Origin of the sequence: Sporosarcina sp. FSL W8-0480 (assembly GCF_037963765.1) — a bacterium.
GTDB lineage: Bacteria > Bacillota > Bacilli > Bacillales_A > Planococcaceae > Sporosarcina.
The window spans coordinates 1,843,770-1,868,677 of the sequence record NZ_CP150166.1; the positions used below are offsets into that span (position 1 = coordinate 1,843,770).

General features: G+C 40.8%; 28 protein-coding genes. All 28 read left to right on the forward strand.

The genetic code is table 11. The features are described from left to right. The first annotated feature begins 46 nt into the window (after positions 1-46). The 28 genes from NSQ43_RS09590 to fliJ all read left to right on the forward strand — a co-directional run bounded on the left by NSQ43_RS09590 (position 47) and on the right by fliJ (position 24,904). Complete coding sequence (locus NSQ43_RS09590; RefSeq protein ID WP_339249648.1) at positions 47-376, forward strand: putative DNA-binding protein; 330 nt, start codon at positions 47-49, stop codon at positions 374-376. A 27-nt stretch (positions 377-403) separates the two neighbouring features. Next, positions 404-1,759: a signal recognition particle protein gene (gene ffh, locus NSQ43_RS09595; RefSeq protein WP_339249650.1), complete on the forward strand. Its 1,356-nt coding sequence runs from the start codon at positions 404-406 to the stop codon at positions 1,757-1,759. Positions 1,760-2,011: 252 nt separating this feature from the next. Then, the gene (rpsP, locus tag NSQ43_RS09600) at positions 2,012-2,284 is read left to right on the forward strand and encodes a 30S ribosomal protein S16 (RefSeq protein ID WP_060209070.1); all 273 of its coding nucleotides are present in this window, start codon (positions 2,012-2,014) and stop codon (positions 2,282-2,284) included. Between the two features lie 14 nt (positions 2,285-2,298). Continuing rightward, positions 2,299-2,532 (forward strand): KH domain-containing protein, encoded by a 234-nt coding sequence (locus NSQ43_RS09605; protein WP_283731702.1) that lies wholly within the window; start codon positions 2,299-2,301, stop codon positions 2,530-2,532. Positions 2,533-2,663: 131 nt separating this feature from the next. After that, positions 2,664-3,179, forward strand: coding sequence for a ribosome maturation factor RimM (gene rimM / locus NSQ43_RS09610; RefSeq protein ID WP_339249654.1), 516 nt, complete (start codon positions 2,664-2,666; stop codon positions 3,177-3,179). Beyond that, positions 3,179-3,919, forward strand: coding sequence for a tRNA (guanosine(37)-N1)-methyltransferase TrmD (gene trmD, locus NSQ43_RS09615; RefSeq protein WP_339254857.1), 741 nt, complete (start codon positions 3,179-3,181; stop codon positions 3,917-3,919). The genes rimM and trmD overlap by 1 nt, the downstream gene beginning before the upstream one ends. Before the next feature lie 443 nt (positions 3,920-4,362). Beyond that, positions 4,363-4,707, forward strand: coding sequence for a 50S ribosomal protein L19 (gene rplS, locus NSQ43_RS09620; RefSeq protein ID WP_283731704.1), 345 nt, complete (start codon positions 4,363-4,365; stop codon positions 4,705-4,707). A gap of 136 nt (positions 4,708-4,843) precedes the next feature. Further along, positions 4,844-5,401: a signal peptidase I gene (gene lepB / locus NSQ43_RS09625; RefSeq protein ID WP_339249657.1), complete on the forward strand. Its 558-nt coding sequence runs from the start codon at positions 4,844-4,846 to the stop codon at positions 5,399-5,401. Positions 5,402-5,419: 18 nt separating this feature from the next. After that, complete coding sequence (gene ylqF, locus NSQ43_RS09630; protein ID WP_339249658.1) at positions 5,420-6,268, forward strand: ribosome biogenesis GTPase YlqF; 849 nt, start codon at positions 5,420-5,422, stop codon at positions 6,266-6,268. 132 nt (positions 6,269-6,400) lie between these two features. Then, complete coding sequence (locus NSQ43_RS09635; RefSeq protein ID WP_339249660.1) at positions 6,401-7,180, forward strand: ribonuclease HII; 780 nt, start codon at positions 6,401-6,403, stop codon at positions 7,178-7,180. Continuing rightward, complete coding sequence (locus NSQ43_RS09640) at positions 7,177-8,457, forward strand: hypothetical protein (protein WP_339249662.1); 1,281 nt, start codon at positions 7,177-7,179, stop codon at positions 8,455-8,457. The genes NSQ43_RS09635 and NSQ43_RS09640 overlap by 4 nt, the downstream gene beginning before the upstream one ends. Continuing rightward, positions 8,454-8,753 (forward strand): EscU/YscU/HrcU family type III secretion system export apparatus switch protein, encoded by a 300-nt coding sequence (locus NSQ43_RS09645; protein WP_339249664.1) that lies wholly within the window; start codon positions 8,454-8,456, stop codon positions 8,751-8,753. Before NSQ43_RS09640 ends, NSQ43_RS09645 begins: the two co-directional genes overlap by 4 nt. Before the next feature lie 117 nt (positions 8,754-8,870). Continuing rightward, the gene (sucC, locus tag NSQ43_RS09650) at positions 8,871-10,031 is read left to right on the forward strand and encodes an ADP-forming succinate--CoA ligase subunit beta (RefSeq protein ID WP_339249666.1); all 1,161 of its coding nucleotides are present in this window, start codon (positions 8,871-8,873) and stop codon (positions 10,029-10,031) included. 18 nt (positions 10,032-10,049) lie between these two features. Continuing rightward, entirely contained in the window at positions 10,050-10,952 is a 903-nt protein-coding gene (gene sucD / locus NSQ43_RS09655; RefSeq protein WP_339249668.1) for a succinate--CoA ligase subunit alpha, read from the forward strand. A 70-nt stretch (positions 10,953-11,022) separates the two neighbouring features. Beyond that, positions 11,023-11,898: a DNA-processing protein DprA gene (dprA, locus tag NSQ43_RS09660; protein WP_339249670.1), complete on the forward strand. Its 876-nt coding sequence runs from the start codon at positions 11,023-11,025 to the stop codon at positions 11,896-11,898. 180 nt (positions 11,899-12,078) lie between these two features. Beyond that, on the forward strand, positions 12,079-14,154 hold the full coding sequence (topA, locus tag NSQ43_RS09665; protein ID WP_339249672.1) for a type I DNA topoisomerase: 2,076 nt from the start codon (positions 12,079-12,081) through the stop codon (positions 14,152-14,154). A gap of 347 nt (positions 14,155-14,501) precedes the next feature. Next, on the forward strand, positions 14,502-15,404 hold the full coding sequence (gene xerC / locus NSQ43_RS09670; protein ID WP_339249674.1) for a tyrosine recombinase XerC: 903 nt from the start codon (positions 14,502-14,504) through the stop codon (positions 15,402-15,404). 9 nt (positions 15,405-15,413) lie between these two features. Then, positions 15,414-15,959 (forward strand): ATP-dependent protease subunit HslV, encoded by a 546-nt coding sequence (gene hslV / locus NSQ43_RS09675; protein WP_339254860.1) that lies wholly within the window; start codon positions 15,414-15,416, stop codon positions 15,957-15,959. After that, positions 15,956-17,359 (forward strand): ATP-dependent protease ATPase subunit HslU, encoded by a 1,404-nt coding sequence (gene hslU, locus NSQ43_RS09680; RefSeq protein WP_339249675.1) that lies wholly within the window; start codon positions 15,956-15,958, stop codon positions 17,357-17,359. Before hslV ends, hslU begins: the two co-directional genes overlap by 4 nt. An 80-nt stretch (positions 17,360-17,439) precedes the next feature. Continuing rightward, a complete protein-coding gene (gene codY, locus NSQ43_RS09685) occupies positions 17,440-18,216 on the forward strand; it encodes a GTP-sensing pleiotropic transcriptional regulator CodY (protein ID WP_339249677.1) in 777 nt (258 codons plus the stop codon). Between the two features lie 303 nt (positions 18,217-18,519). Then, entirely contained in the window at positions 18,520-18,912 is a 393-nt protein-coding gene (gene flgB / locus NSQ43_RS09690) for a flagellar basal body rod protein FlgB (protein WP_339249679.1), read from the forward strand. Positions 18,913-18,914: 2 nt separating this feature from the next. Then, positions 18,915-19,373: a flagellar basal body rod protein FlgC gene (flgC, locus tag NSQ43_RS09695; RefSeq protein WP_339249681.1), complete on the forward strand. Its 459-nt coding sequence runs from the start codon at positions 18,915-18,917 to the stop codon at positions 19,371-19,373. Between the two features lie 18 nt (positions 19,374-19,391). Beyond that, on the forward strand, positions 19,392-19,700 hold the full coding sequence (gene fliE, locus NSQ43_RS09700; protein WP_339249684.1) for a flagellar hook-basal body complex protein FliE: 309 nt from the start codon (positions 19,392-19,394) through the stop codon (positions 19,698-19,700). Between the two features lie 50 nt (positions 19,701-19,750). Continuing rightward, positions 19,751-21,334 carry a flagellar basal-body MS-ring/collar protein FliF gene (gene fliF / locus NSQ43_RS09705; protein WP_339249686.1) on the forward strand — a complete coding sequence of 528 codons (1,584 nt, stop codon included), beginning with the start codon at positions 19,751-19,753 and terminating at the stop codon, positions 21,332-21,334. Positions 21,335-21,347: 13 nt separating this feature from the next. Then, complete coding sequence (fliG, locus tag NSQ43_RS09710; RefSeq protein WP_339249688.1) at positions 21,348-22,361, forward strand: flagellar motor switch protein FliG; 1,014 nt, start codon at positions 21,348-21,350, stop codon at positions 22,359-22,361. Next, the gene (gene fliH, locus NSQ43_RS09715; protein ID WP_339249690.1) at positions 22,354-23,121 is read left to right on the forward strand and encodes a flagellar assembly protein FliH; all 768 of its coding nucleotides are present in this window, start codon (positions 22,354-22,356) and stop codon (positions 23,119-23,121) included. The genes fliG and fliH overlap by 8 nt, the downstream gene beginning before the upstream one ends. Then, positions 23,118-24,452, forward strand: a complete 1,335-nt coding sequence (fliI, locus tag NSQ43_RS09720; RefSeq protein WP_339254862.1) for a flagellar protein export ATPase FliI — start codon at positions 23,118-23,120, stop codon at positions 24,450-24,452. The genes fliH and fliI overlap by 4 nt, the downstream gene beginning before the upstream one ends. Then, positions 24,452-24,904 (forward strand): flagellar export protein FliJ, encoded by a 453-nt coding sequence (gene fliJ / locus NSQ43_RS09725; protein ID WP_339249691.1) that lies wholly within the window; start codon positions 24,452-24,454, stop codon positions 24,902-24,904. Before fliI ends, fliJ begins: the two co-directional genes overlap by 1 nt. Positions 24,905-24,908: the final 4 nt, after the last annotated feature.

A 24,908-nucleotide genomic window follows, 5' to 3' on the forward strand; every position in this document is an offset into this window, starting at 1 on the left:
CAGTTCATGCGAGGAATATTAAGATGGGCAGAGGGGGCGGGGCGGGATGCTTGAAAAAACGACACGCGTTAACTTCCTCTATGATTTCTATCAGACTTTGTTGACCGATAAGCAGCGTGTTTACATGCAGCTCTACTATCTTGATGATCTTTCACTTGGTGAAATTGCCGAGGAATACGGGGTGTCAAGGCAAGCGGTCTACGACAATGTCCGAAGAACGGAAGCTATGCTCGAAGACTATGAAAATAAATTGAATCTTTTTTCGAAATTCCAAAAAAGGATGGAGCTTGTCGATGAACTTGAACAGCTTGTGGCTGATTGTAGTTCATCCGAAAAAGTGCGGAACTTGTTGAACGCACTGAAAGAACATGACTAAAAAGAACATGAGTAGGGGGCTCTATGCATGGCATTTGAAGGTTTGGCCCAGCGCCTGCAAGGGACGCTTCAGAAAATAAAGGGCAAAGGTAAAATCAGTGAGGCAGACGTCAAGGAAATGATGCGTGAAGTGCGATTCGCACTAATCGAAGCTGACGTCAACTTGAAAGTCGTTAAGGAATTTGTAAAAACAGTGAGTGAGCGGGCAGTCGGTCAAGATGTCATGAAGAGTTTGACACCTGGCCAACAAGTCGTGAAAATCGTTAAAGATGAATTGACGAATCTAATGGGTGGAGAACAGAATCCTATCCAATTCGCGAGGAAATCTCCAACCGTTATCATGATGGTCGGTTTGCAAGGTGCTGGTAAAACGACGACTACTGGAAAACTTGCGACAGTTCTTCGTAAACGTCATAATAAAAAACCATTATTAGTTGCTGCGGACGTCTACCGTCCTGCTGCAATCCAGCAACTACAAACGTTAGGCAAACAATTGACGCTTCCTGTCTTTTCATTAGGAACTGACGTGTCTCCAGTTGAAATCGCACGTCAAGCACTTGAAGAAGCTGCGAAAGAACATCATGATGTCGTCATCATTGATACAGCGGGACGTTTGCATGTCGATGAGAAACTGATGCAAGAGCTTAAGGATATTCAGGCTCTCAGCAAACCCGACGAAGTATTCCTTGTTGTAGATGCGATGACTGGACAAGACGCAGTCAATGTCGCTAAATCCTTTGATGAAACATTAGGCATTACTGGTGTCGTTTTAACTAAATTAGACGGCGACACTCGTGGTGGAGCTGCATTATCCATCCGTTCCGTTACTCAAAAACCAATTAAATTCGTCGGTATGGGTGAAAAGATGGATGCCCTTGAACCATTCCATCCCGAGCGTATGGCATCCCGAATTTTAGGGATGGGCGATGTTATGTCTCTTATTGAAAAGGCTCAGGAAAGCGTTGACGAGGAGAAAGCGAAAGAACTTGAACAGAAGTTCCGCACGCAAACCTTCACACTCGATGACTTTTTGGACCAACTTCAACAAGTGAAAAAAATGGGGCCTCTCGACGAGATTCTAAAAATGATGCCAGGTTTCAATAAAATCAAAGGTCTCGAAAACGCCCAAGTAGACGAAAGTCAAATGGGACGCGTTGAGGCTGTCATTCGATCTATGACAACGGCGGAGAGAACAACTCCAGAAATCATCAACGCAAACAGAAAGAAAAGAATTGCAAAAGGGTCAGGAACCTCCATACAGGAAGTGAATCGACTTTTGAAGCAATTTGAAGACATGAAGAAAATGGTCAAACAAATGACCAACATGCAACAAAAGGGCAAAAAGAAAATGAAAATGCCAGGATTCGACTCTTTCTTTAGATAATTTCTTGTTAGTGTTAAAAGGAAGTTCCGTTGATTGTAGCGTAAGGCGGCGACTCCTGCCGGAATAGCATGAGCTGAAGGCCCCGCAACGTAGCAACGCGGAGTGAGGAGACTGAAGCCATGCCGGCGGAAAGCGTCCGCCTGAAGCGGAAATCAACACTATTTTTAGGTGTTAAGAAAAAACACTTTACAAACATGAAAAACCTTGATAATATACTATCTTGTGTGAAACTATTCGGAGGTGCAAGAAAAAATGTCAGTAAAAATTCGTCTTAAACGTATGGGAGCAAAGAAAACTCCTTTCTATCGTATTGTAGTAGCAGATTCACGTTCACCACGTGATGGCCGTCAAATCGAAACAGTTGGTACTTACAACCCGCTTACAAAACCTGCGGAAGTAAAAATCGACGAAGAATTGGCTCTTAAATGGCTACAAAACGGTGCTAAACCATCTGATACAGTTCGTAACCTGTTCTCAGAGCAAGGCATCATGGAGAAATTCCATAACGCTAAATACGGTAAATAATCAGGAGGGTGGACATGAAGCAGCTGATTGAAACGATTGTCAAACCTTTAGTCGATCATCCCGGAGATGTGCAGGTCGATAAAGATGAACAACATCATCGAGTCACTTACAAACTTTCCGTCAATCCCGAAGATATGGGAAAAGTGATCGGAAAGCAGGGACGTGTTGCGAAAGCGATACGAACTATTGTTTACTCAGCAGCAGGCAGTCACCACGGTAAGAAAGTTTACCTTGATATCATTGACTGATTGAAAGCGAAAGCAAAAGATCAGACTAAACTACAGGCTCATCGGAACCTTTCCGAAAACCTGTGCAAAAGGAGGGAGCTCATGTTCCCTCCTTTTTTGTCTATTAATGAAACAAAAGGAAGGTGTATTGCATGCAATGGTTCAATGTTGGAAAAATCGTCAACACACATGGAATTCAAGGTGAAGTCAGAGTCATTTCCCGTACTGATTTTCCTGAGGAAAGATACGCAATTGGGAATGAACTTTCTCTGTTCATGCCAAATGAAAAAAAACCAATCAAGCTGATTGTTGCAAGTCATCGCCGCCATAAAAACTTCGACCTTCTCTCATTTGAAGGTCATATCAATATCAATGACGTTGAAAAATACAGGGACGGTATTCTTAAAGTCTCTGAAAAGCAACTTGGGGATCTTGAAGAAGGGGAATTCTACTACCACGAAATTGTCGGCTGCACGGTTTATACAAATGAAGGCGAAGAGCTTGGCGAAGTGACGGAGATCATAGAAACGGGTGCCAATGATGTATGGACGGTCACGCCGAAAACAGGAAAGCCGCATTACATCCCTTATATCGATGATGTTGTCTTAGAGGTGGATGTCGAACAAAAACGTATCGTCATTGAACCAATGGAAGGACTTCTTTCATGATGAAAATAGATGTCCTCTCATTATTTCCAGAAATGTTCGAAGGAGTCCTGCATTCTTCCATCATGAAAAAAGCACAGGAAAACGAAGCGGTTTCCTTCAAAGTGACCGATTTCAGGGACTTCTCAGGCAACAAGCATCATAAAGTAGACGATTATCCATACGGCGGCGGAGCTGGAATGGTATTAAAGCCTGAACCACTATTCGCTGCAGTCGAATCACTCGCTCTCGACGAATCGAAAAAGCCGCGAGTCATCCTGATGTGCCCTCAAGGCGCCACATTCAATCAGCAAAAGGCTGAGGAGCTTTCAAGGGAAGAACATCTTGTGTTCCTATGCGGACATTACGAAGGCTACGACGAGCGCATACGCGAGCATCTCGTCACAGACGAAATCTCACTTGGCGATTTCGTCCTAACCGGCGGTGAAATCGCCTCAATGGCAATCATCGACAGCGTCGTAAGACTTCTTCCAAACGTGTTAGGCAACACAGATTCGCCTGTCCATGATTCTTTCTCAACTGGACTTCTTGAGCATCCTCAATACACAAGACCAGCAGATTTCAGAGGAATGAAAGTCCCGGACGTCCTCCTATCAGGAAATCATGCCGAAATCGAAAAATGGCGGCAAGAACAGTCATTAAAACGAACATTCGAGCGAAGAAAAGACCTTTTGGCTGATGCGCCATTGACGGAACATCAACAAAAGTACTTAAAACAATTAAATGAGGAAGAAAATCAATAATGGCCTACAATATACGCATAATTGTCGCCAAAAACGCATAAATCTCACCAGACACGCATAAAACTTATTTATGCGTGTTTCAACGGATTTATGCGTATCTGGCACGATTTATGCGCATTTCACCGACTTTATGCGTGATTTGCTTTGATACATCCTTTATTATAAGGTATATCCGTTGATTGGAGCGTAGGCCGGCGACTCCTGCGGGAATAGCATGAGCCGAAGACCCCGCAGGAGCGAAGCGACGAGGAGGCTAAGGCCATGCCCGCGGAAAGCGCCGGCCGCAGCGGAAATCAACCCTATGCTAACTTAATTAAAGCCTTGCACAAGCCATTCTAATATGTTATTATTTACTACGTACTTCTATAGAAAGTACATACTGACTGGTGTTCCGCTGCAAACGTAACAAGTGCAAGAGCATCTGTGAATAAGGAGAGAAAAACATGCAAAACATTATTGCAGAAGTAACAAAAGACCAACTTCGTACAGATCATCCTGATTTCCGTCCTGGGGACACTGTCCGCTTGCACGTGAAAATCGTTGAGGGTACACGTGAGCGTATCCAACTTTTCGAAGGTGTTGTCATCAAACGTCGTGGAGGCGGAATCAGCGAAACTTTCACAGTTCGTAAAATCTCCAACGGTGTAGGTGTTGAACGTACATTCCCTGTACACACACCAAAAATCGCTAAACTTGAAGTGACTCGTCGTGGTAAAGTACGTCGTGCGAAATTGTACTACCTTCGCAATCTACGCGGAAAAGCTGCACGTATCAAAGAAATCCGATAATAGTAAAACGGCGGGGATCGTGTCTCCATCGTTTTGTAAAGCAAAAGGAGGCCAGAAAAAATGGCCTCCTTTCTTTTTGCTTCAATGCTAAATAGACGGTACAATAGTAATAGTAGTTTGGCGGGAGGCTTTGGAGATGAATGAGGAAAAGAAGAAAAATGAAACTTGGGAATGGATTAAGGCACTTTTGATCGCGTTCGGGTTGGCAGCGGTCATTCGAATATTTCTATTTACACCAATCGTAGTAGATGGTATCTCAATGATGCCGACACTTGAGCATGGAGATAAAATGATCGTCAACAAAATCGGATACACACTTGGTGAACCCGACCGTTTCGATATAGTCGTCTTCCACGCCCCTGAAAAAAAGGATTACATTAAAAGGGTAATCGGACTTCCCGGAGATGAGGTTGAATACCGGGACGATATTTTATATATCAATGGTGTACCACAAGAAGAACCGTATCTTGATCAATACAAGGCAGAAGTCACGGACGGCCCATTAACTGAAGACTTTACACTTGAAGAGAAAATTGATAGTCAGACTGTGCCAGTTGGCCATGTATTCGTAATGGGAGATAATCGCCGGAAAAGTAAGGATTCAAGACATATCGGAGCGGTTCCTATTGATGAAATTATAGGAAGTACAAAATTTGTATTTTGGCCAATCGCAGACTTTGGATTGGTGGAGTAAAGAAAGGGGTTGAGTACATTGACGATTCAATGGTTTCCCGGCCATATGGCCAAAGCAAGACGTGAAGTGACGGAACAATTGAAACTTGTCGATATCGTATTTGAGTTGATAGACGCCAGATTACCCCTTTCATCAAGAAATCCAATGATTGACGAGGTTATTCAACAAAAACCGAGATTATTAATATTGAATAAAATGGATCTTGCAGATGAAAAAGAGACAGATCGCTGGATTAAACACTTTGAAGCAGAAGGTATTCGGGCGGTTGCTATAAATTCATTTGAGGGGAAAGGCCTACAAACCGTGACGAAGGCGGCAAAGGAGATTCTTGCGCCAAAAATTGAGCGCATGAAAAAAAGAGGTATTCGACCTGGAGCGATCCGTGCAATGATTGTCGGTATCCCGAATGTTGGTAAATCAACGCTTATCAACCGCTTGGCAAAGAAAAACATAGCTAAAACGGGTAATAAACCAGGTGTAACAAAAGCACAGCAATGGATCAAGTTTGAAAAAGAACTTGAATTATTGGATACCCCGGGGATCCTTTGGCCGAAATTTGAAGATCAGTCGGTTGGATACAAACTTGCTTTAACAGGTGCGATTAAAGATACAGTTGTAAACATGGAAAATCTTGCTGTCTTTGGTCTGCGTTTCCTGGAAACGCATTATCCAGATCGACTTGAAAAACGATATGGCATTATAACTGTTGGAGACGACATCCAAGCAGTGTTCAATAAGATAGGCGAGTCCCGCAAAGCATATACTCAAGGCGGGGAAATTGATTATGACAAAGTAGCTGACATGATCGTGCAGGATATACGCAGCGAACTGTTAGGCAAGTTGACATTCGATTTTACAGACGAGTAAAAAGAGGGAATGGTCGATAACGTTACGGAATAGTTCCGTGACAATCGGCCTTTTTCTATTAATAGCGATAAATGTAGCCTTGATATAACCGATAAAAAGATAAGGCGATATACATATAGAAGGTGAAAAAATATGAAAACGATAAAAGAAATCTCCGAACGATTAAAAGAAACAGACATTCCTCAACAATGGATGAGAGAACTTGAGGCCGATCATCGAATCGGTGTGAGAACAGAATTGGAACGCTGGTACCGAAACTTTGAGAAGAAACAGCAATTGAAAAAAATGTTGCAAGAAAAAATCGGTTTTGATGGGAGTTTTAAAGAATCTAACAAAGATCTGATTGCGGGTGTGGATGAGGCGGGGCGAGGGCCATTGGCAGGCCCAGTTGTTTGCGCCGCTGTTATTTTGCCTGCCGACGTCGACTGTCTATTAGGTCTTGATGATTCCAAAAAGACTACAAAGCAGGAAAGGAATCGTCTTGCAACCTTGATAAAAGAGATTGCAGTTAGTTATTCAATACATATTCAAGCAGTGGAACGAATAGATGCGGTGAATATTTATGCAGCTACAAGGGAATCGATGGAGAAAGCCGTAAATAATTTATCTGTTTCCCCATCAATTGTTTTGGCGGACGCAATGGCGTTAGATGTTAACTGCCGTTCCGTGTCAATTATTAAAGGAGATGCAAAAAGTCTTGCGATTGCAGCAGCATCCATTTTAGCCAAGACTACAAGGGATGATTTGATGGACGAGCTTGATGCAAGCTACCCAATGTATCAATTTAAAAAAAATGCTGGGTACGGCACATCAGAGCACCTAAATGCACTCCGTATTCATGGGCCCTGTGCACAGCATAGAAAAACTTTTGAGCCCGTTAAATCGATTTTGGAAGGTGTGATAGAAGGGTGAGTCATCCATCGATTCAAAGATTGATGAACCAGACAGTTACCACGACTTCAAATAGACCATCTTTACATGAAGGTCAAATATTTCATGGACAGGTCAAACAACTTTACAAAGGGGAAATGGCAGAAGTTCAAATTGGAAACCAGAAATTGATGGCCAGGTTAGAAGTACCTTTGAAGGCGGGCGATTCATATTTCTTCCAAGTAAAATCTATTGAACCGGAACTGCAATTAAAAATTATAACAGGCCCTTTAAATGCAACGGATACAAAGGCCAAACAACTGATGAATTTAATGGAGTCAATGCAACTTCCCAAACACACGGAAATGCAAACATTGTTGAACGTTTTTCTGGATTGGAAATTACCTATATCCCGTGAAAATCTCATCGTTGCGGCTCAGATGCTGAAATCAGCACCTCCCAATAGTCAAGAGGAAGCACTCCGCTCTATTCAGCGAATTATTGAATTGAAATTGCCGTTAAGTGATTTAAACTTTAAGACCTTTTTCGGAATAGAAACAAAAGAAGGGATTCACGGTGTTTTAGATTTGCTTAGAACCTCATTAGTGTATGACTTGGACCTACCCGCACAGCAAAAAGAAGGGATTCTAAAGACGTTAGACCAACTTAGACATAATTCCAATTCCATAGTAGAACAATCGATAAATGGAAATGTAATGAAAGAAGTTATTCAAAAATTAGTAAATACGATGGGTTTGAATTACGAAGCTGAATTGATACAAAAGGAACCCAATTTAAAAAAGATTAGAGATATGTTAAAACCTCAATTGGTTGCCTTGTTGAACGATCCAGTGATTTCTCCAGCATTAAGGGAAGCCGGAGAATTGACATTGGCACGCATGAACGGTTCACTTCTGCATTCCGGAGAAACGGGTATGAACCAACAGATTATCATGCAACTCCCACTTGAGTTTTTAGGAAAACGAATTGATGCACAACTGCAATGGAATGGAAGAATGAAAGACGATGGAAAAATAGATCCGGAGTACGCAAGGGTTATGTTTTACCTCGACTTGGAATCAATTAAGAAAACTGTAATTGATATGCAAGTACAAAATAAAGTTGTGACTGTCACAATTTTCAATGATGATGAAAGGTTAAAAGTTATTGGAAGCTTCTTTCAGGATACGTTGAAGAGTGGACTTGAATCGGTGGACTATAAATTGTCCGGTGTCTCTTTTAAAAAACTTACAAAAGAAAAATCCTTAAAAAAGATTCAATCAACAACAGATTTTAAAGGAGTTGACCTTCGAATATGACGGAAAATAAGGATATGAGAAAAGATGCAATTGCACTTTCGTATAATCCAGACGTCGCAGAGGCACCCAAAATCATTGCGAAGGGCAAAGGTTTGATAGCTCAAAACATTATTGAAACGGCAAAAGAGCATAACATTCCGATACAGGAAGATGCCAGTTTGGTTGAGTTGATGGGGCAACTTAATGTGAATGAAACGATTCCAGAACAGCTATATCAAGCTGTAGCCGAGGTGTTTGCCTATATTTACCACATTGATAGAAACCATGGTATAACAAAGGGATCTATCGAGAAATGACGAACCCTGTCAAAAAATGCGGAAAAAAAGCATACAAATGTGGACATTATTTTACATCTTTACTACAATGGATACGGCAGTAAATTATGAGCTACAAGTTCGAATGGAGGATGTAAGATGAATATCCATGAATATCAAGGTAAGCAGCTGCTTAGAGATTATGGCGTTGCTGTTTCAAACGGTCGGGTTGCATTCTCACCCGATGAGGCCGTAAAAGCGGCGAAAGAGCTCGGAACTGATGTTATCGTCGTCAAAGCACAAATCCATGCTGGCGGGCGTGGTAAAGCGGGCGGCGTTAAAATCGCTAAAAATCTTGATGAAGTGCGTGAATACGCAAAAGAGCTTCTTGGTAAAACTCTTGTGACCCATCAAACAGGTCCTGAAGGTAAAGAAGTTAAAAGGCTTCTTATCGAAGAAGGATCCGATATTAAAAAAGAATACTACATTGGCCTCGTAGTTGACCGCGCTACGGATCGTATTACTCTAATGGGATCTGAAGAAGGCGGAATGGACATCGAAGAAGTGGCGGAAGAAACACCGGAAAAAATCTTTAAAGAAGTTATCGATCCAATCGTCGGCTTGACAGGTTTCCAAGCAAGACGTATGGCATTCAACATGAACATCCCAACAAAACTTGTCAATAAGGCAGCGAAATTCATGCTTGGCCTTTATCAAGTATTTGTTGAAAAAGACGCTTCAATCGTAGAAATCAATCCACTTGTTGTAACAGGTGATGATGATGTACTGGCGCTTGATGCAAAGTTCAACTTTGACGAGAACGCATTATATCGTCATAAAGACATTGTCGAATTACGCGATTTCGATGAAGAAGACCCGAAGGAAATCGAAGCATCCAAATACGACCTTAGCTATATCTCCTTAGACGGGAATATCGGCTGCATGGTTAACGGAGCTGGCCTTGCAATGGCTACGATGGATACAATCAACTACTATGGCGGAAATCCTGCTAACTTCCTTGACGTTGGGGGCGGTGCGACTGCTGAAAAAGTTACTGAAGCATTCAAAATCATTCTTTCCGACGAAGCTGTTAAAGGAATTTTCGTTAACATTTTCGGTGGAATCATGAAATGTGATGTTATCGCAGAAGGTGTTATTGCGGCTGCGAAAGAAGTCGGACTTCAAGTACCATTAGTCGTACGTTTGGAAGGTACAAATGTGGACAAAGGTAAAGCTCTATTGAACGAATCTGGTTTGAATATCATCGCTGCTGATACAATGGCAGACGGTGCACAAAAGATTGTTGAACTCGTAGGCTAAGAAAGGCAGGGACAAACGATGGCTATTTATATTAATAAAGATACAAAAGTGATTGTACAAGGTATCACAGGTTCTACGGCTCTTTTCCATACAAAGCAAATGCTTGAGTATGGCACGAAAATCGTTGGCGGAGTAACTCCTGGAAAAGGCGGAACAGAAGTTGAAGGAGTTCCTGTTTTCAACACTGTTGAAGAAGCAGTTAAAGCAACAGGTGCAAACGTATCCGTCATCTATGTTCCAGCTCCTTTTGCAGCGGATGCGATTCTTGAAGCAGTCGATGCAGAATTGGATATGGCAATCTGTATTACTGAGCACATCCCGGTTATTGATATGATTAAAGTGAAACGTTATATGGAAGGTAAGAAAACTCGTCTTGTCGGGCCGAACTGCCCAGGCGTCATCACTGCTGATGAATGTAAGATTGGTATTATGCCGGGCTATATCCATACAAAAGGACATGTTGGTGTTGTTTCCCGTTCCGGGACATTGACTTATGAAGCTACTCACCAATTAAGCCAAGCTGGAATTGGTCAGACTACTGCAGTTGGAATCGGTGGAGACCCTGTTAACGGTACGAACTTCATCGATGTTCTTAAGGAGTTCAATGAGGACCCTGAAACATATGCGGTAGTAATGATTGGTGAAATCGGTGGAACAGCTGAAGAAGAGGCTGCGGAGTGGGTTAAGGCTAATATGACTAAACCTGTTGTAGGCTTCATCGGCGGACAAACCGCACCTCCAGGAAAACGTATGGGCCACGCTGGCGCAATCATTTCCGGTGGTAAGGGAACTGCAGCTGAAAAGATCAAAGCGATGAACGCAGCAGGTATTGAGGTTGCAGATACTCCATCTGTAATCGGCGAAACATTGATTAAAGTATTAAAAGAAAAAGGTCTTTACGAACAATGTAAAACTCATTAATTTATAGTACGGCATGCAGGTAAAACTGCATGCTGTTCTTTTGCATTTTCACATTTAAAGGAGGAACCGAATGGAAATCACTGAAGTTGATAAAAGACTACTTGCCTTACACTATGTATATCCTGTGCCTTACAATAAAATAAGTGAAGTAATGCGGAACGATCCGGATCTCAACCTTCTCTATAATTATCATGCAAGTGACTTAGGGAGACTACTGCAAATCCCCGAAATTAAAGCAGTCCGTCTAAAAGAACAGCTTAAACTCCATGAGAAAACCCCCTTTCATCTACTTTATCATCAAGAAAACATCATACCCATACCGATTACGAATAAAAACTATCCAAAGTCATTAAAATTGTTGGTAGATCCTCCAACTGTTCTCTATTTAAGAGGAATGACAAGCATTTTGGATATACCGCTAAAAGTCGCCATAATTGGCTCCAGAAAGGCGACAGACTACTCGCGAAAAGCACTTTCTTTTATCGTACCTCCACTTGTCGATAAAGGTGCGGTCATTGTATCCGGACTAGCGAAAGGTGCAGACACGATGGCCCATGAATCGGCAATTCAATTTGGCGGTAAAACAATTGCAGTTTTAGGTCATGGGTTATTTCATTTATATCCTTATGAAAATAGACATCTTGCCCAAGAAATGGCTAAAAATCATTTATTAGTAACCGAATATCCACCCTATATGAAACCGGCGAAATGGACTTTTCCGATGCGTAATCGAATTATCAGTGGATTATCAGAATCTGTCATTATAACGGAGTCGGACGAAAAAAGTGGAACGATGAGTACAGTAGACCACGCTCTCGAACACGGGAAGGCCATTTACGCCGTTCCTGGGCCGATTTCATCGTCTTTATCACTTGGGCCGCATAAATTGATTGTACAGGGCGCTAAACCCATCTGGAACGGCTTTCAAGTGTTCGAAATGAGTTAGTTAAAAACATGTAAATTCCAATCATTGTATTGAAAAGGTTGATTTTATATCAAATCTGTTATACATTTTGCATCAGATATTCTTTTGAGTCCGTATTCACCAGTAATGAGAATAGGCAAAGATAGTCAATAATGAATATGGTGAATAAATAGGAAACCTCTATGAGGAGGAACATAGCAAATGGCAGATTATTTAGTAATTGTTGAATCCCCTGCAAAGGCGAAGACAATCGAGCGTTATTTAGGAAAAAAGTATAAAGTACGTGCATCAATCGGTCATTTAAGGGATTTGCCACGCAGTCAAATGGGTGTGGATACCGAAAATAATTATGAACCGAAATATATTACAATACGTGGAAAAGGCCCGATTCTCCAAGAATTGAAAAAAGATGCAAAAAAATCGAAGAAAATATTCCTCGCAGCTGACCCCGACAGGGAGGGGGAGGCAATTGCTTGGCATTTGGCCCACCAATTGGGGATTGACATCGATTCAGACTGTCGTGTAGTGTTCAATGAAATTACGAAGGATGCTATTAAAGAATCTTTCAAAAACCCAAGACCGATAGACATGAATCGCGTAGATGCTCAACAGGCAAGAAGGGTTTTGGACAGACTTGTAGGCTATAATATTAGCCCGATTCTGTGGAAGAAAGTTAAAAAAGGTTTATCTGCCGGAAGAGTGCAATCAGTGGCATTGCGATTGATAATTGATCGGGAAAATGAAATAAAGGCATTTGTGCCAGAGGAATACTGGAGCATAGTTGGAGAATTTACTAAGAACGGAAAGAAATTCGAGGCAACATTTTACGGCGATGCAACAAAAAAATTAAAACTCGAAAACAAGGAACAGGTCGATAAGATCCTATCAAAAATGTCGGGTAATGATTTCGAAGTCGTCAATCTTGTTAAAAAGGAAAGAAAAAGGAATGCTGCACCACCGTTCACAACTTCTTCTCTCCAACAGGAAGCGGCTCGCAAGTTGAATTTCAGAGCACGTAAGACTATGATGCTCGCTCAACAGTTGTATGAGGGGATCAATACTGGGAAAGAAGGCATTGTAGGTCTGATCACGTATATGAGAACAGACTCGACGCGTGTTTCAGAAGGGGCTAAAGCTGAGGCAGCTTCTTTTATCGAAACAATGTATGGGAAAGAATTCATTGCCACTACAAAGACGAAGACTAAGGAATCCGCGAATTCACAAGATGCTCATGAAGCTGTGAGACCGACATCAGTTATGAGGCCGCCTGAGGCGATGAAAGCGTTTTTATCACGTGACCAACTAAGATTATACAAGTTGATATGGGAACGTTTTGTAGCAAGTCAGATGGCACCTGCTGTACTTGATACGATTACAGCTGATCTGATGAACGGAGAAGTGAAGTTCAGAGCGACAGGTTCTGAGGTTAAATTCCCGGGATTCATGAAAGTCTATATCGAAGGCAATGATGATCAGAAAGAAGAAAAGGATCGGATATTGCCTCCGCTTGAAGAAGGCGAGCTAATTAAAGGCGAAGACATCGATCCGAAGCAGCATTTCACGCAACCACCTCCGCGGTATTCTGAAGCGAGACTTGTTAAGACCCTTGAAGAGCTTGGAATTGGTAGACCGTCGACATATGCACCCACACTTGATACGATTCAAAAACGCGGTTATGTGACACTAGATGCCAAGCGTTTTGTACCGACAGAGCTTGGTGAAATTGTTCATCAAGCCATGTACCAATACTTCCCAGACATCATAAACGTTGAGTTCACTGCGGATATGGAGAAGAATTTAGATGGTGTCGAAGAAGGCGAAGTTCAGTGGAAGCAAGTCATAGATGAATTTTATAAGGAATTTGAAAAGCATCTTAAAGTAGCGGAAGAGGAAATGGAAAAAATTGAAATCAAAGATGAACCTGCTGGAGAAGACTGTGAAAAATGTGGTTCACCAATGGTTTTCAAAATGGGACGTTACGGTAAATTTATGGCTTGCTCGAACTTTCCGGATTGTAGAAATACAAAAGCAATCATTAAGCCAATCGGTGTCACTTGTCCATCTTGTAAAGAGGGTCAAGTTGTCGAAAGAAAGAGTAAAACAAAAAGGATATTCTTTGGATGTGACCGGTATCCAGACTGTGAATACGTTTCTTGGGATAAACCGATAGCGAGGCCGTGTCCTAAGTGTCAAAGTACCCTAGTCGAAAAACGGCTTAAAAAGGGCGTTCAAATTCAATGTACTGAATGTGATTACAAAGAGGATGCTCAAGAGTGATCAACGGACACTAAGTTATAAAAGATGGTTAATAGGCTGTGCAATGTGGAAATAATTCACATTGTGCAGTTTTTTCCTGTTACAGACACATTTTTTTGAACAAATTGTGTCAAAAAAAAGATGAGATTACGAGATGTCAGACTTCCTGAGACGATTCTGTTGCCGAACTGGCAAAAGGGTTGTATAGTGAATCGTGGACGACTTTAGAATTACATGATTAGTCCTCCAATTCGATTAATTAAATTGAAAATGTAATCTGTTTTAAAAAAGAAGAATAACCACTATTCAAACATGTTCTAATTTTGTTATAATTAACTGAGTGATTCATTATGGGGGTGAACCACTTTATGCAGCAAAATGATCTGTCTACTATTCTTGACGAGTATATAGCTTATATTCGCCTGGAAAAGAACTATTCGTCGCTGACCGTTTCGGAATACAGCAATGATATTCGGGAATTTTTTTCGTTTTTAGGTCAAGAAGGAATTGTGGAATTAGACAAAGTCGAGTATCCCGAAGCAAGATTATACGTCACAAGACTTTACGATCGCGGTTTATCGAGAATGACAATATCCAGGAAGATTTCGTCGATACGATCCTTTTATAAATTTGGTAATGCTCGATTCGGGATAAAAGATAGTGCATTCCGTTTGTTAAACCACCCAAAGAAGGAACAGCGGCTTCCGGCTTTTTTTTATGAAGAGGAATTGGAAACACTGTTCACAACTTGTAAAGGGGAAGATCCGAAATCACTTCGCAATCTCGCCCTCCTTGAATTGCTCTATGCCACAGGCATACGGGTAAGTGAATTGACATTCATCAGACTATCAGATATTGATAATTCACTTGGGATTATTAAGGTGATGGGTAAAGGAAGAAAGGAACGTTATGTACCTTATGGAAGCTTTGCCCAGTCCGCTTTGGAATCCTATCTTGAAAAAAGTCGTCCTATGTTGATGAAGAGACAAAACCATCAATCTTTGTTTGTCAATTTACGTGGTGATCCGATTACTGATAGTGGCGTTCGTCATGTCTTAAACAAAATGATGGAGGAAGCTGCAATTCATGGTAAGATTCATCCGCATATGATCCGCCATTCATTTGCGACTCATTTACTTTCAAATGGGGCGGATATACGGACAGTTCAGGAGCTTTTAGGTCATAGTCATTTATCTTCGACACAAGTGTATACGCATATTACAAAAGAGCACTTGCGGAAAGTATATATGAAGACACATCCGCGAGCGTAGGAGGATGAGCTGATGGAATTTCATGCTACCACGATATTTGCTGTAAGGCATAATGGTGTTTGTGCAATGTCGGGTGACGGGCAAGTGACGATGGGGGAATCCGTTGTCATGAAGAATACTGCGAAAAAGGTAAGAAGACTTTTTGGAGGCAAAATTCTTGCAGGCTTTGCAGGTTCGGTAGCCGATGCCTTTACCCTTTTTGAACTTTTTGAAGGTAAATTGGGTGAGTTTAATGGTAACCTTGAACGTGCGGCTGTTGAAGTTGCCAAAGAATGGCGGGGAGATCGTATCCTACGAAAATTGGAAGCATTGCTTTTAGTTGCGGATAAGGATAGGCTATTACTTGTTTCGGGTACAGGTGAAGTTATTGAACCGGATGATGGTATCCTTGCTATTGGGTCCGGTGGAAACTATGCGTTAGCTGCAGGACGTGCGTTGAAAAAGTATAGTGGCGATTCACTTACTGCTGAAGAGATTGCAAGGGCGGCCCTTGAAACTGCCGCTGAAATATGTGTCTACACAAATGATCGAATTATTGTGGAGGTACTAAAATGAATAAAAAAAAGGAATTGACACCACGTGAACTCACCGCATTTCTTGATCGCTATATTGTTGGCCAAGATGCAGCTAAAAAAGCTGTTGCAGTTGCAATGCGGAATCGATATCGAAGAAGTCTTTTGACAGATGAAGAGAAAAGCGAAATTATTCCGAAAAACATTTTGATGATTGGACCTACTGGAGTAGGGAAGACTGAAATTGCAAGAAGGATTGCTAAATTAGTAAATGCTCCTTTTGTCAAAGTCGAGGCAACTAAGTTTACAGAAGTCGGATATGTCGGCAGGGATGTCGAATCGATGGTGAGGGATCTGACTGAAGTTGGTGTCAGAATTGTCCGGGAAGAAATGCGGGAATCAGTGAAGGGGCAGGCTGAAAAGCTTGCAGAAGAGCGTCTTGTCGAATTGTTAGTCCCGGAACGGAAGCGTAAAGGGACTATGCAAAATCCTTTTGAAATGCTTTTCGGTCAAAAGACTGATGAAGATGAGAAGGATTCAGTGGAGCAAGCTGAAATTGGTAGAAAACGCTCTGAAATCTCACGTAGGCTTGCTGCAGGGGAGTTAGAAGAGGAAATCATTACCGTTGAAATCTCTTCCCAACAACCTTCAATGTTTGATGCGCTACAAGGTTCGGGAATGGAACAAATGGGGGCGAGTATGCAAGATGCATTCTCCTCACTAATGCCGAAAAAAATGGTCAAACGAAAAATGAAGGTGAGGGATGCAAGGAATATCCTTCAAGCAGAAGAAGCCGATAAACTAATTGATAATGATGAAATCGCTAGAAAAGCTGTAGAAGCTGTCGAACAACATGGTATTATCTTCATCGATGAAATGGATAAAATAGCAAGTCGTGGCAATAGTGGCGGATCTTCTGCAGATGTTTCAAGAGAAGGTGTACAAAGAGACATTCTTCCGATTGTGGAAGGCTCAACCGTTACAACAAAATATGGTCCTGTTAAAACGGATTTCATTCTGTTTATCGCAGCAGGGGCTTTTCATATGTCTAAACCATCGGATATTATTCCGGAGCTTCAGGGGCGGTTCCCGATTCGGGTAGAGCTTGATAAACTGACAAAGGATGATTTTTTCAGGATATTAAAAGAACCTGATTTTTCCTTGATTACTCAGTATCAAAAACTATTGGCAACAGAGAACGTCAATATTGAATTTACAGAGGATGCTATTGAGCGTATCGCTGAAATTGCATGTGATGTGAATGATAACACTGAAAATATCGGTGCTCGTCGACTGCATACCATTCTGGAAAAATTACTTGAGGAACTTTCCTATGAAGCGGCTGACATTGGCCCGACCACTATTAAAATAACGTTGGCATATGTCGATGAAAAGTTGAAAAGTATCATAAAAAACAAAGATTTGTCACATTTTATCCTTTAATCGAGTCGTTTTACTTTATTTAACGATTAAAAAGCTTTAGAATATTCATAAAGGCACGGAAATCTAAGGAGGAAATAGTAATGGCTTTACTAACTAAAACAAGAAAAATCAATGCAATGTTACAAGAATCGGCAGGAAAATCAGTTAACTTTAAGGAAATGGCGGAAAAGTTAAGTTCAGTTATTGAATGTAATGCTTTCATCGTCAGCCGTAAAGGTAAACTACTTGGATTAGAAATTCACCAACAAATCGAAAATGAGCGCTTGAAACAAATGTTTGTAGATCGTAAATTCCCAGAGGAATATACAAACAAACTTTTCGAAGTGAACGAGACATCTTCCAATATTGACGTTTACAGTGATTACACAGTGTTTCCTGAAGAAGAACGTGAACTCTTCAAGGATGGCTTAACTACTATTGTTCCAATTATTGGTGGTGGAGAACGTCTTGGTACACTTGTACTTGCTCGTTTAGCACAAGAATTCACAGAAGATGATCTTATTCTTGCTGAATACGGTGCTACAGTTGTCGGTATGGAAATTCTTCGTGAAAGAGCAGAAGAAATCGAAATCGAAGCACGTAGTAAAGCTGTCGTTCAAATGGCGATCAACTCGCTTTCATATAGTGAACACGAAGCAATTGAACATATTTTCAATGAGCTTAACGGTCACGAGGGGCTACTTGTCGCTTCGAAAATTGCTGACAGAGTAGGAATCACACGTTCAGTTATCGTCAATGCTCTACGTAAACTTGAAAGTGCTGGTGTAATTGAATCACGTTCCCTTGGTATGAAAGGAACATACATCAAGGTTCTTAACAGCAAGTTCCTTGAAGAACTTGAAAACCAAAAGAATTAATAAACCTCTTATAACACTTCCACCCACTATGGGGGAAGTGTTATTTTTATGAGAAAAATCATGGATGAAAATATTAAATGATAGGTCTTTATTTAATGGAGCTGTAGTAATAGTCCTATGAGTTAGATTCTACCTATGTCTTATGTAATTAAAAGGGTTGTTTTGTACTATGCTATTTACATTAATATGATAGACAAAGTTCTTCAAAATCCGATACAATAAGACATATATATATAAATTTATATTTAAAAGAAAGTAAGACTTCAAATACATGGAGATTAATAGGAATGAGGTGAACTGAATTTGAATATTTATGGTTCCACTATCTCACTTTTGGAACGCGGATTGAATTTTTCATCCGCTAAAGGTAAAGCGATTTCGCAAAACATAGCAAATGTCGACACACCAAACTATAAAGCGCAGAGTGTTAGTTTCAAAGAACTTATACAAGAATCCAGTGCAAGTCCTATAAAAGCATATCGGACGAATGACTTACATATTGATTTCAGTTCAAGAGCTGTTCAAAAGGGCGGATTCAATAGTTCGGATTTCCGCTATAGGCATAATGGCAATGGAGTCGATATGGAAAAAGAACAAGCAAATCTTGCCGCAAACCAGATTTACTATAATGCACTCGTCGATCGATTAAATGGGAAGTTTAATACGCTTCAAAACGTAATTAAGGGAGGCCGTTAAGGATGTCGATTTTCCAAAGTTTAAATACTTCCGCTTCAGCCCTGACCGCACAACGATTAAGAATGGACGTTATTTCCTCGAATATGGCTAATGTTGAAACGACAAGAGGGAAATTGGTCAATGGTGAATGGCAGCCATACCGGAGAAAAACAGTAAGCTTCAAACCGGTTGATGGACAATTTTCCTCAATGTTAAACAGAGCAATGGGAAATAGTAAGGTGACTGCGGGCGACGGAGTAACAGTATCCTCGATTAAGGAAGATATGGAGACCCCATTTAAATTAGTATTTGATCCAACACACGTAGATGCGAATGAAGACGGCTATGTTCAAATGCCAAATGTCGATCCGTTAAGGGAAATGATTGACCTTATGTCGGCGACAAGATCCTATGAAGCCAATATTACCGTATTGAATGCCAATAAATCTATGCTAATGAAAGCCCTTGAAATAGGTAAATGATAAGGGGAGGGACAACTAATGCCAATACAATCATTAACCGGTATTAACAATGCCGCAGGAATGATAAAGGTAAATCAAAGCCTGAAGCCAACACCATACGAAGCGCAACAAAGCTTTGGTGCATACCTTAAAGACGCTATTCAAGATGTGAACAGCAAACAAATTAAATCTGACGAACTAACCCAGAAACTTATATTGGGTGAAAATGTTGATTTACATAATGTTATGATTGCCGCACAGAAAGCTTCAATAGCATTGAATGCTACGATGGAAGTGCGTAATAAAGTAGTGGAAGCTTATCAGGAAATCATTCGGATGCCTGTTTAATCCGTTTAGAGTGTTTTTCTTGAACCATGTAAGTAGACCGGGGGATTAGAATGAAAGAAAGATTGACTAAAATTGGAGCTGATTTAAAACAGTTCTGGTTAAGTCGCACTAAACAACAAAAAACTACATATATCGGATTTGCTGTGGTGATTGTTGCAGTTGCCGCAGTCTTGACAATCTTCTTGTCGAAGACTGACTTTGTTCCGCTCTATAAAGATGTATCCCGTGCGGAAATTGGACGCATTAAGGAAGAGTTGGATGCTCAGGGTGTACCAAACCAAATCGCCTTGGGGGGTACTTCAATTCTTGTGCCTAAAAGCCGTGTTGACGAATTACTTGTGACATTGGCAGCGGAAGGCTATCCGAATTCAGGAACAATCGATTATTCATTTTTCTCCCAAAACGCCGGCTTTGGAACGACTGATAATGAATTCAATATGATTAAACTGGCAACGATGCAAACAGAACTGGCTAATTTGATAAAAGGAATCCGTGGTGTTAAGGATGCAAAAGTGATGATTACTTTGCCGACACCAAGTGTTTTTATGAACGAATCCGTTCAAAATGCCACTGCTGCGATTCGGTTGGACACTGAACCTGGACATCAATTTACAGAGTCACAAATAAATGCACTTTATAACTTAGTTTCAAAAAGCTTACCGAACTTATCAACAGATGACATAGTAATTATGAATCAGTATTCCGAATACTTCGATCTGAAATCTACTCAATCATCAGGTTCATCTATTGTTAATCAGATGGAATTGAAGAAAGATATAGAGCGAGATTTGCAGCGGAAAGTGCAAATGATGCTTGGTACTTTAGTAGGTCAAGATAAGGTCATCGTTTCGGTTACAACCGATATCGATTTTAAACAGGAAAACAGACAAGAAAACCTTGTTGATCGTGTCGATGAGGATCTCGATAGTTTAGCGATCAGTGTTCAAAGAATAACTGAAACATTCTCTGGAAATGGTGCCAACGCTGGAGGCCTTTTAGAGGGAGAAGACCCTACGGATAACGGAACAAGCTTTGGTGAAGTAGGTACATCTAACGGAGACTATGACCGTTTGGAAGAAACAATCAATAACGAAGTAAATAGAATTCGAAAAGATATTGTGGAAAGCCCCTATAAAATTCGGGATATAGGAATACAAGTAATGGTGGAGCCGCCTGATGTGAATGACGTAGATTCATTATCAGATGCAGTACGTACTGATATCAGATCGATTTTAGAAACTATTATTAGTACATCAATTGACAAAAGCTACTTGCCAGCAGATGTACCAAATAATTTTTGGGAAAGTAAAATTGCGATATCTACCCAAATTTTTAACGGTAAAGTAGGTTCTTCAACACCAATCGAGCAGACCTCTATACCGTGGTGGATTTATGGAATTGGTGCCATATTACTTATAGTCATCGTCGTTCTTGGCGTTGTTTACTTCCGCAAACGTAATCGCACGAGTGAAAGTGAAGAAACAATCATCCAAGACATGGGGCCAAAAGCTGTAGATTCTAAAACAGTCCCTGAAACAGAAGCTTCATTACGAAAAAAATCACTTGAAAAAATGGCGAAAGATAAGCCGGAGGAGTTTGCAAAGTTATTAAGGTCATGGCTTACTGATGATTGATGGAGAGATGAAAATGGTTAGGAAAGATAAAGAAATGACCGGTAAACAAAAAGCGGCACTTCTTCTCATTTCGCTTGGACCGGAAGTCTCAGCGTCCGTCTATAAGCATTTGACGGAAGAAGAGATTGAAATGCTGACCCTTGAAATTTCCGGAGTGAAAAAAGTAGATTCGACCGTAAAGGAAGAAATCATTGAGGAATTCAATAATATAGTACTCGCCCAAGATTATATTTCCCAAGGTGGAATTGGTTACGCTAAGACTGTGTTGGAAAAGGCATTAGGAAAAGAGCATGCCTTATCCATCATCAATCGTTTAACGACGTCTTTGCAAGTGAGACCGTTTGACTTTGCGCGAAAAGCAGATCCGTCACAGGTGCTGAACTTCATCCAAAATGAACATCCGCAGACGATTGCGCTAATACTTTCTTACTTGGAGGCTGAGCAAGCTGGAACCATCTTATCATCACTTCCACAGGAAATGCAGGCAGATATTGCTAAAAGAATTGCGACTATGGATTCAACTTCCCCAGAAGTGATTAGTGAGATTGAGTCTGTACTTGAAAGGAAACTTTCTTCTACAGTTACTCAAGATTACACTGAGACTGGCGGAATTGATGCTGTGGTCCAAGTATTGAATGGCGTCGACAGGGCGACGGAAAAAACAATAATGGATGCCTTAGAGATCCAGGACCCAGAACTTGCTGAAGAAATACGGAAAAGAATGTTCGTCTTTGAAGATATTGTCACATTGGATAATCGTTCGATTCAACGCATCGTCCGTGAATGTGAAAACGCGGACCTTGTCCTGTCTTTACGTGTTTCAAGTGAAGAAGTGCGAGAGGTACTATTCAAAAATATGTCTCAGCGTATGGCCGATTCATTTAAAGATGAAATGGAAGTAATGGGGCCAGTACGTCTTCGAGATGTAGAGGAAGCGCAAGCCCGGATTGTTTCTATTATCCGTAGATTAGAGGAATCTGGTGAAATCATAGTTGCCCGCGGTGGAGGAGATGACATCATTGTCTAATATTTATCGTGCTGCAAAGACGATTTCTCAAGAAGGAAATGTAAAAGAAATTACAATAAGGACTTTGAATAGAACATCGTCTGATGAAGAAGAAGTATTCACACAAGAATCCATTATGATGGAACGAGATCGGCTCATCCAAGAAGCAAAGATGCGAATTGAAACTGAAAAATCCCAGTTGGAACAGATGAGACAAACAGCTATTGATGATATTGCCGCGATGCAATCTGCGTGGGAGCAGGAAAAGGTGAGATTGCAACAGCAGGCATATGAAGAAGGCTTTCAGCAAGGATATGAAGAGGGTAGAAATAAATCCTTGTCCGATATGAAAGAATCAGTGAAAGTTGCGAATGAAGTTACTGTTAAATCGCATGTAAATGCATTGAAGTATATTGAAGACCAGGAAAAAATAATCCTTGAAATCGCAATAAAAACAGCCGAGCGAATTTTAGGAACAAAGCTTGAAAATGATGAAGAGCAATTTTTAACAATCGTGAAAAAGGGCTTGAAAGAAGTTAGGGAAATGAAAGAGGTAAAACTGTACGTGTCAATTGATCACTATGATTTCATTTCTTCCAATCGTGATGAGTTAGTCTCGATATTCCCACCTGAAGTTCCTTTTCTCATATTTGCCAATGACGATTTTGACGTGAATGACTGCATCATTGAAACGAATCAGGGACGGGTTGTAGTGAGTGTGGATGAACAATTGAACATGCTTAAAGAACAATTATTTGACTTAATGGAAAGTGGTGACTGACATTGAAGAAGGCCAATGAGCTACTTAATGTCATTCCAAAATTAAATTCCCATAGAAAATTTGGACGAGTAGTCCAGGTAATCGGCTTAATGATAGAATCACAAGGACCTGAAAGTTCAATAGGTGATGTCTGCCGCATTCACTTAAAGAACGGAAGGAATGAAAGTTCCGTTGTTTTTGCTGAAGTCGTCGGCTTTCGTGAAGAGATCGTCATTCTTATGCCATATACCAATATTATGGATATTTCAAGCGGCTGTTTAGTGGAGAGCACCGGAAAACCCCTTGAAGTAAAGGTCGGTATGAACTTAATTGGAAAAGTTCTTGATGCAATGGGTAATCCGATTGATAATAGTGCATTGCCAAAGGGACTGTCGACAATCAGGACAGAGCAAGAGCCTCCAAACGTCATGACAAGAAAGCCAATCAGCGAAAAGTTAGCTGTTGGTGTAAAAGCGATAGACGGGATGTTGACTGTGGGAAATGGCCAAAGGGTTGGAATTTTTGCTGGTTCAGGGGTTGGTAAGAGTACCTTATTAGGTATGATTGCAAGGAATACAACTGCTGATTTAAACGTCATCGCACTGATTGGAGAGAGGGGACGGGAAGTACTTGAATTCATTGAACGAGATCTTGGACCCGAAGGATTAAGTCGAACAATTGTAGTTGCAGCCACTTCCGACCAACCTGCCCTCATGCGCATTAAAGGTGCCTTTACGGCTACAGCTATAGCAGAATACTTCCGCAATAAAGGGATGAATGTCATGCTTATGATGGATTCCGTGACACGTGTCGCAATGGCTCAGCGTGAAATTGGGCTTGCAGTTGGAGAACCTCCTGCAACTCGGGGCTATACTCCATCTGTCTTTTCGATTCTTCCAAAACTACTTGAACGAACAGGAACAAATGAAGTTGGGGCAATTACAGCCTTTTACACGGTACTCGTAGATGGAGATGATATGAACGAGCCGATTGCTGATGCGGTCAGGGGGATTTTAGATGGCCATATCGTATTGGACAGAACACTTGCCAACAAAGGGCAATACCCGGCTATAAATGTATTGAAAAGTGTCAGCCGCCTTATGAATCACATTGCAAGTCATGAACATAAAGTAGCCGCTGAAAAACTCCGTGAACTGTACTATACCTATAACAAATCTGAAGATCTGATTAACATTGGTGCTTATAAACGTGGGACATCAAAAGAGATTGATGCAGCAATTGATTTTGAGCCCCATATAACAAGTTTTTTAAAACAAAGTTATAGTGATAATGTGAAAATGGAAGATAGTATTGAAGAATTGATTGCTCTTGCTTCTGGAGGTGGAATTTGATGAAACCTTATTTATACCGATTTGAAAAAGTGTTAGCGTTTCGGGAGCAGGAAAAAGAAGAAACAGAAGTGGAATATAAAAACTCTGTCCATTCTTTCGAACAAGTTGCAACAGAATTATATGAGTTATTGAAAAAGAAGGAAGACCTCGAATACGATCATTTAAAGAAATTGGAACAAGGATTCAACATCAATGATATCCACCTATACACACGATACTTGGAAAGCATTGAAAAAAGCATTTCAATTTTACAACAATCCGTTATAAAAGCGCGTACAAAAATGAATTGGTTCGAGGAAAAGTTACTTGAAAAGACGATTGAAGTAAAAAAGTTTGAAAAGATGAAGGAAAAAGATCATGAACATTATCGAAATGAAATGGAACTGCAAGAAGGGCGTTTCTTGGATGAAATGACGACATCAAAGTTCCATCGAAGAAAAGCAGGGTGGTAAAGTG

Bases quoted from the DNA above. Each gene is read 5' to 3' on its own strand.
- NSQ43_RS09590 (WP_339249648.1), top strand. From the start codon at position 47: ATGCTTGAAAAAACGACACGCGTTAACTTCCTCTATGATTTCTATCAG.
- ffh (WP_339249650.1), top strand. From the start codon at position 404: ATGGCATTTGAAGGTTTGGCCCAGCGCCTGCAAGGGACGCTTCAGAAA.
- rpsP (WP_060209070.1), top strand. From the start codon at position 2,012: ATGTCAGTAAAAATTCGTCTTAAACGTATGGGAGCAAAGAAAACTCCT.
- NSQ43_RS09605 (WP_283731702.1), top strand. From the start codon at position 2,299: ATGAAGCAGCTGATTGAAACGATTGTCAAACCTTTAGTCGATCATCCC.
- rimM (WP_339249654.1), top strand. From the start codon at position 2,664: ATGCAATGGTTCAATGTTGGAAAAATCGTCAACACACATGGAATTCAA.
- trmD (WP_339254857.1), top strand. From the start codon at position 3,179: ATGAAAATAGATGTCCTCTCATTATTTCCAGAAATGTTCGAAGGAGTC.
- rplS (WP_283731704.1), top strand. From the start codon at position 4,363: ATGCAAAACATTATTGCAGAAGTAACAAAAGACCAACTTCGTACAGAT.
- lepB (WP_339249657.1), top strand. From the start codon at position 4,844: ATGAATGAGGAAAAGAAGAAAAATGAAACTTGGGAATGGATTAAGGCA.
- NSQ43_RS09635 (WP_339249660.1), top strand. From the start codon at position 6,401: ATGAAAACGATAAAAGAAATCTCCGAACGATTAAAAGAAACAGACATT.
- NSQ43_RS09645 (WP_339249664.1), top strand. From the start codon at position 8,454: ATGACGGAAAATAAGGATATGAGAAAAGATGCAATTGCACTTTCGTAT.
- sucC (WP_339249666.1), top strand. From the start codon at position 8,871: ATGAATATCCATGAATATCAAGGTAAGCAGCTGCTTAGAGATTATGGC.
- sucD (WP_339249668.1), top strand. From the start codon at position 10,050: ATGGCTATTTATATTAATAAAGATACAAAAGTGATTGTACAAGGTATC.
- dprA (WP_339249670.1), top strand. From the start codon at position 11,023: ATGGAAATCACTGAAGTTGATAAAAGACTACTTGCCTTACACTATGTA.
- topA (WP_339249672.1), top strand. From the start codon at position 12,079: ATGGCAGATTATTTAGTAATTGTTGAATCCCCTGCAAAGGCGAAGACA.
- xerC (WP_339249674.1), top strand. From the start codon at position 14,502: ATGCAGCAAAATGATCTGTCTACTATTCTTGACGAGTATATAGCTTAT.
- hslU (WP_339249675.1), top strand. From the start codon at position 15,956: ATGAATAAAAAAAAGGAATTGACACCACGTGAACTCACCGCATTTCTT.
- codY (WP_339249677.1), top strand. From the start codon at position 17,440: ATGGCTTTACTAACTAAAACAAGAAAAATCAATGCAATGTTACAAGAA.
- flgC (WP_339249681.1), top strand. From the start codon at position 18,915: ATGTCGATTTTCCAAAGTTTAAATACTTCCGCTTCAGCCCTGACCGCA.
- fliE (WP_339249684.1), top strand. From the start codon at position 19,392: ATGCCAATACAATCATTAACCGGTATTAACAATGCCGCAGGAATGATA.
- fliF (WP_339249686.1), top strand. From the start codon at position 19,751: ATGAAAGAAAGATTGACTAAAATTGGAGCTGATTTAAAACAGTTCTGG.
- fliG (WP_339249688.1), top strand. From the start codon at position 21,348: ATGGTTAGGAAAGATAAAGAAATGACCGGTAAACAAAAAGCGGCACTT.
- fliJ (WP_339249691.1), top strand. From the start codon at position 24,452: ATGAAACCTTATTTATACCGATTTGAAAAAGTGTTAGCGTTTCGGGAG.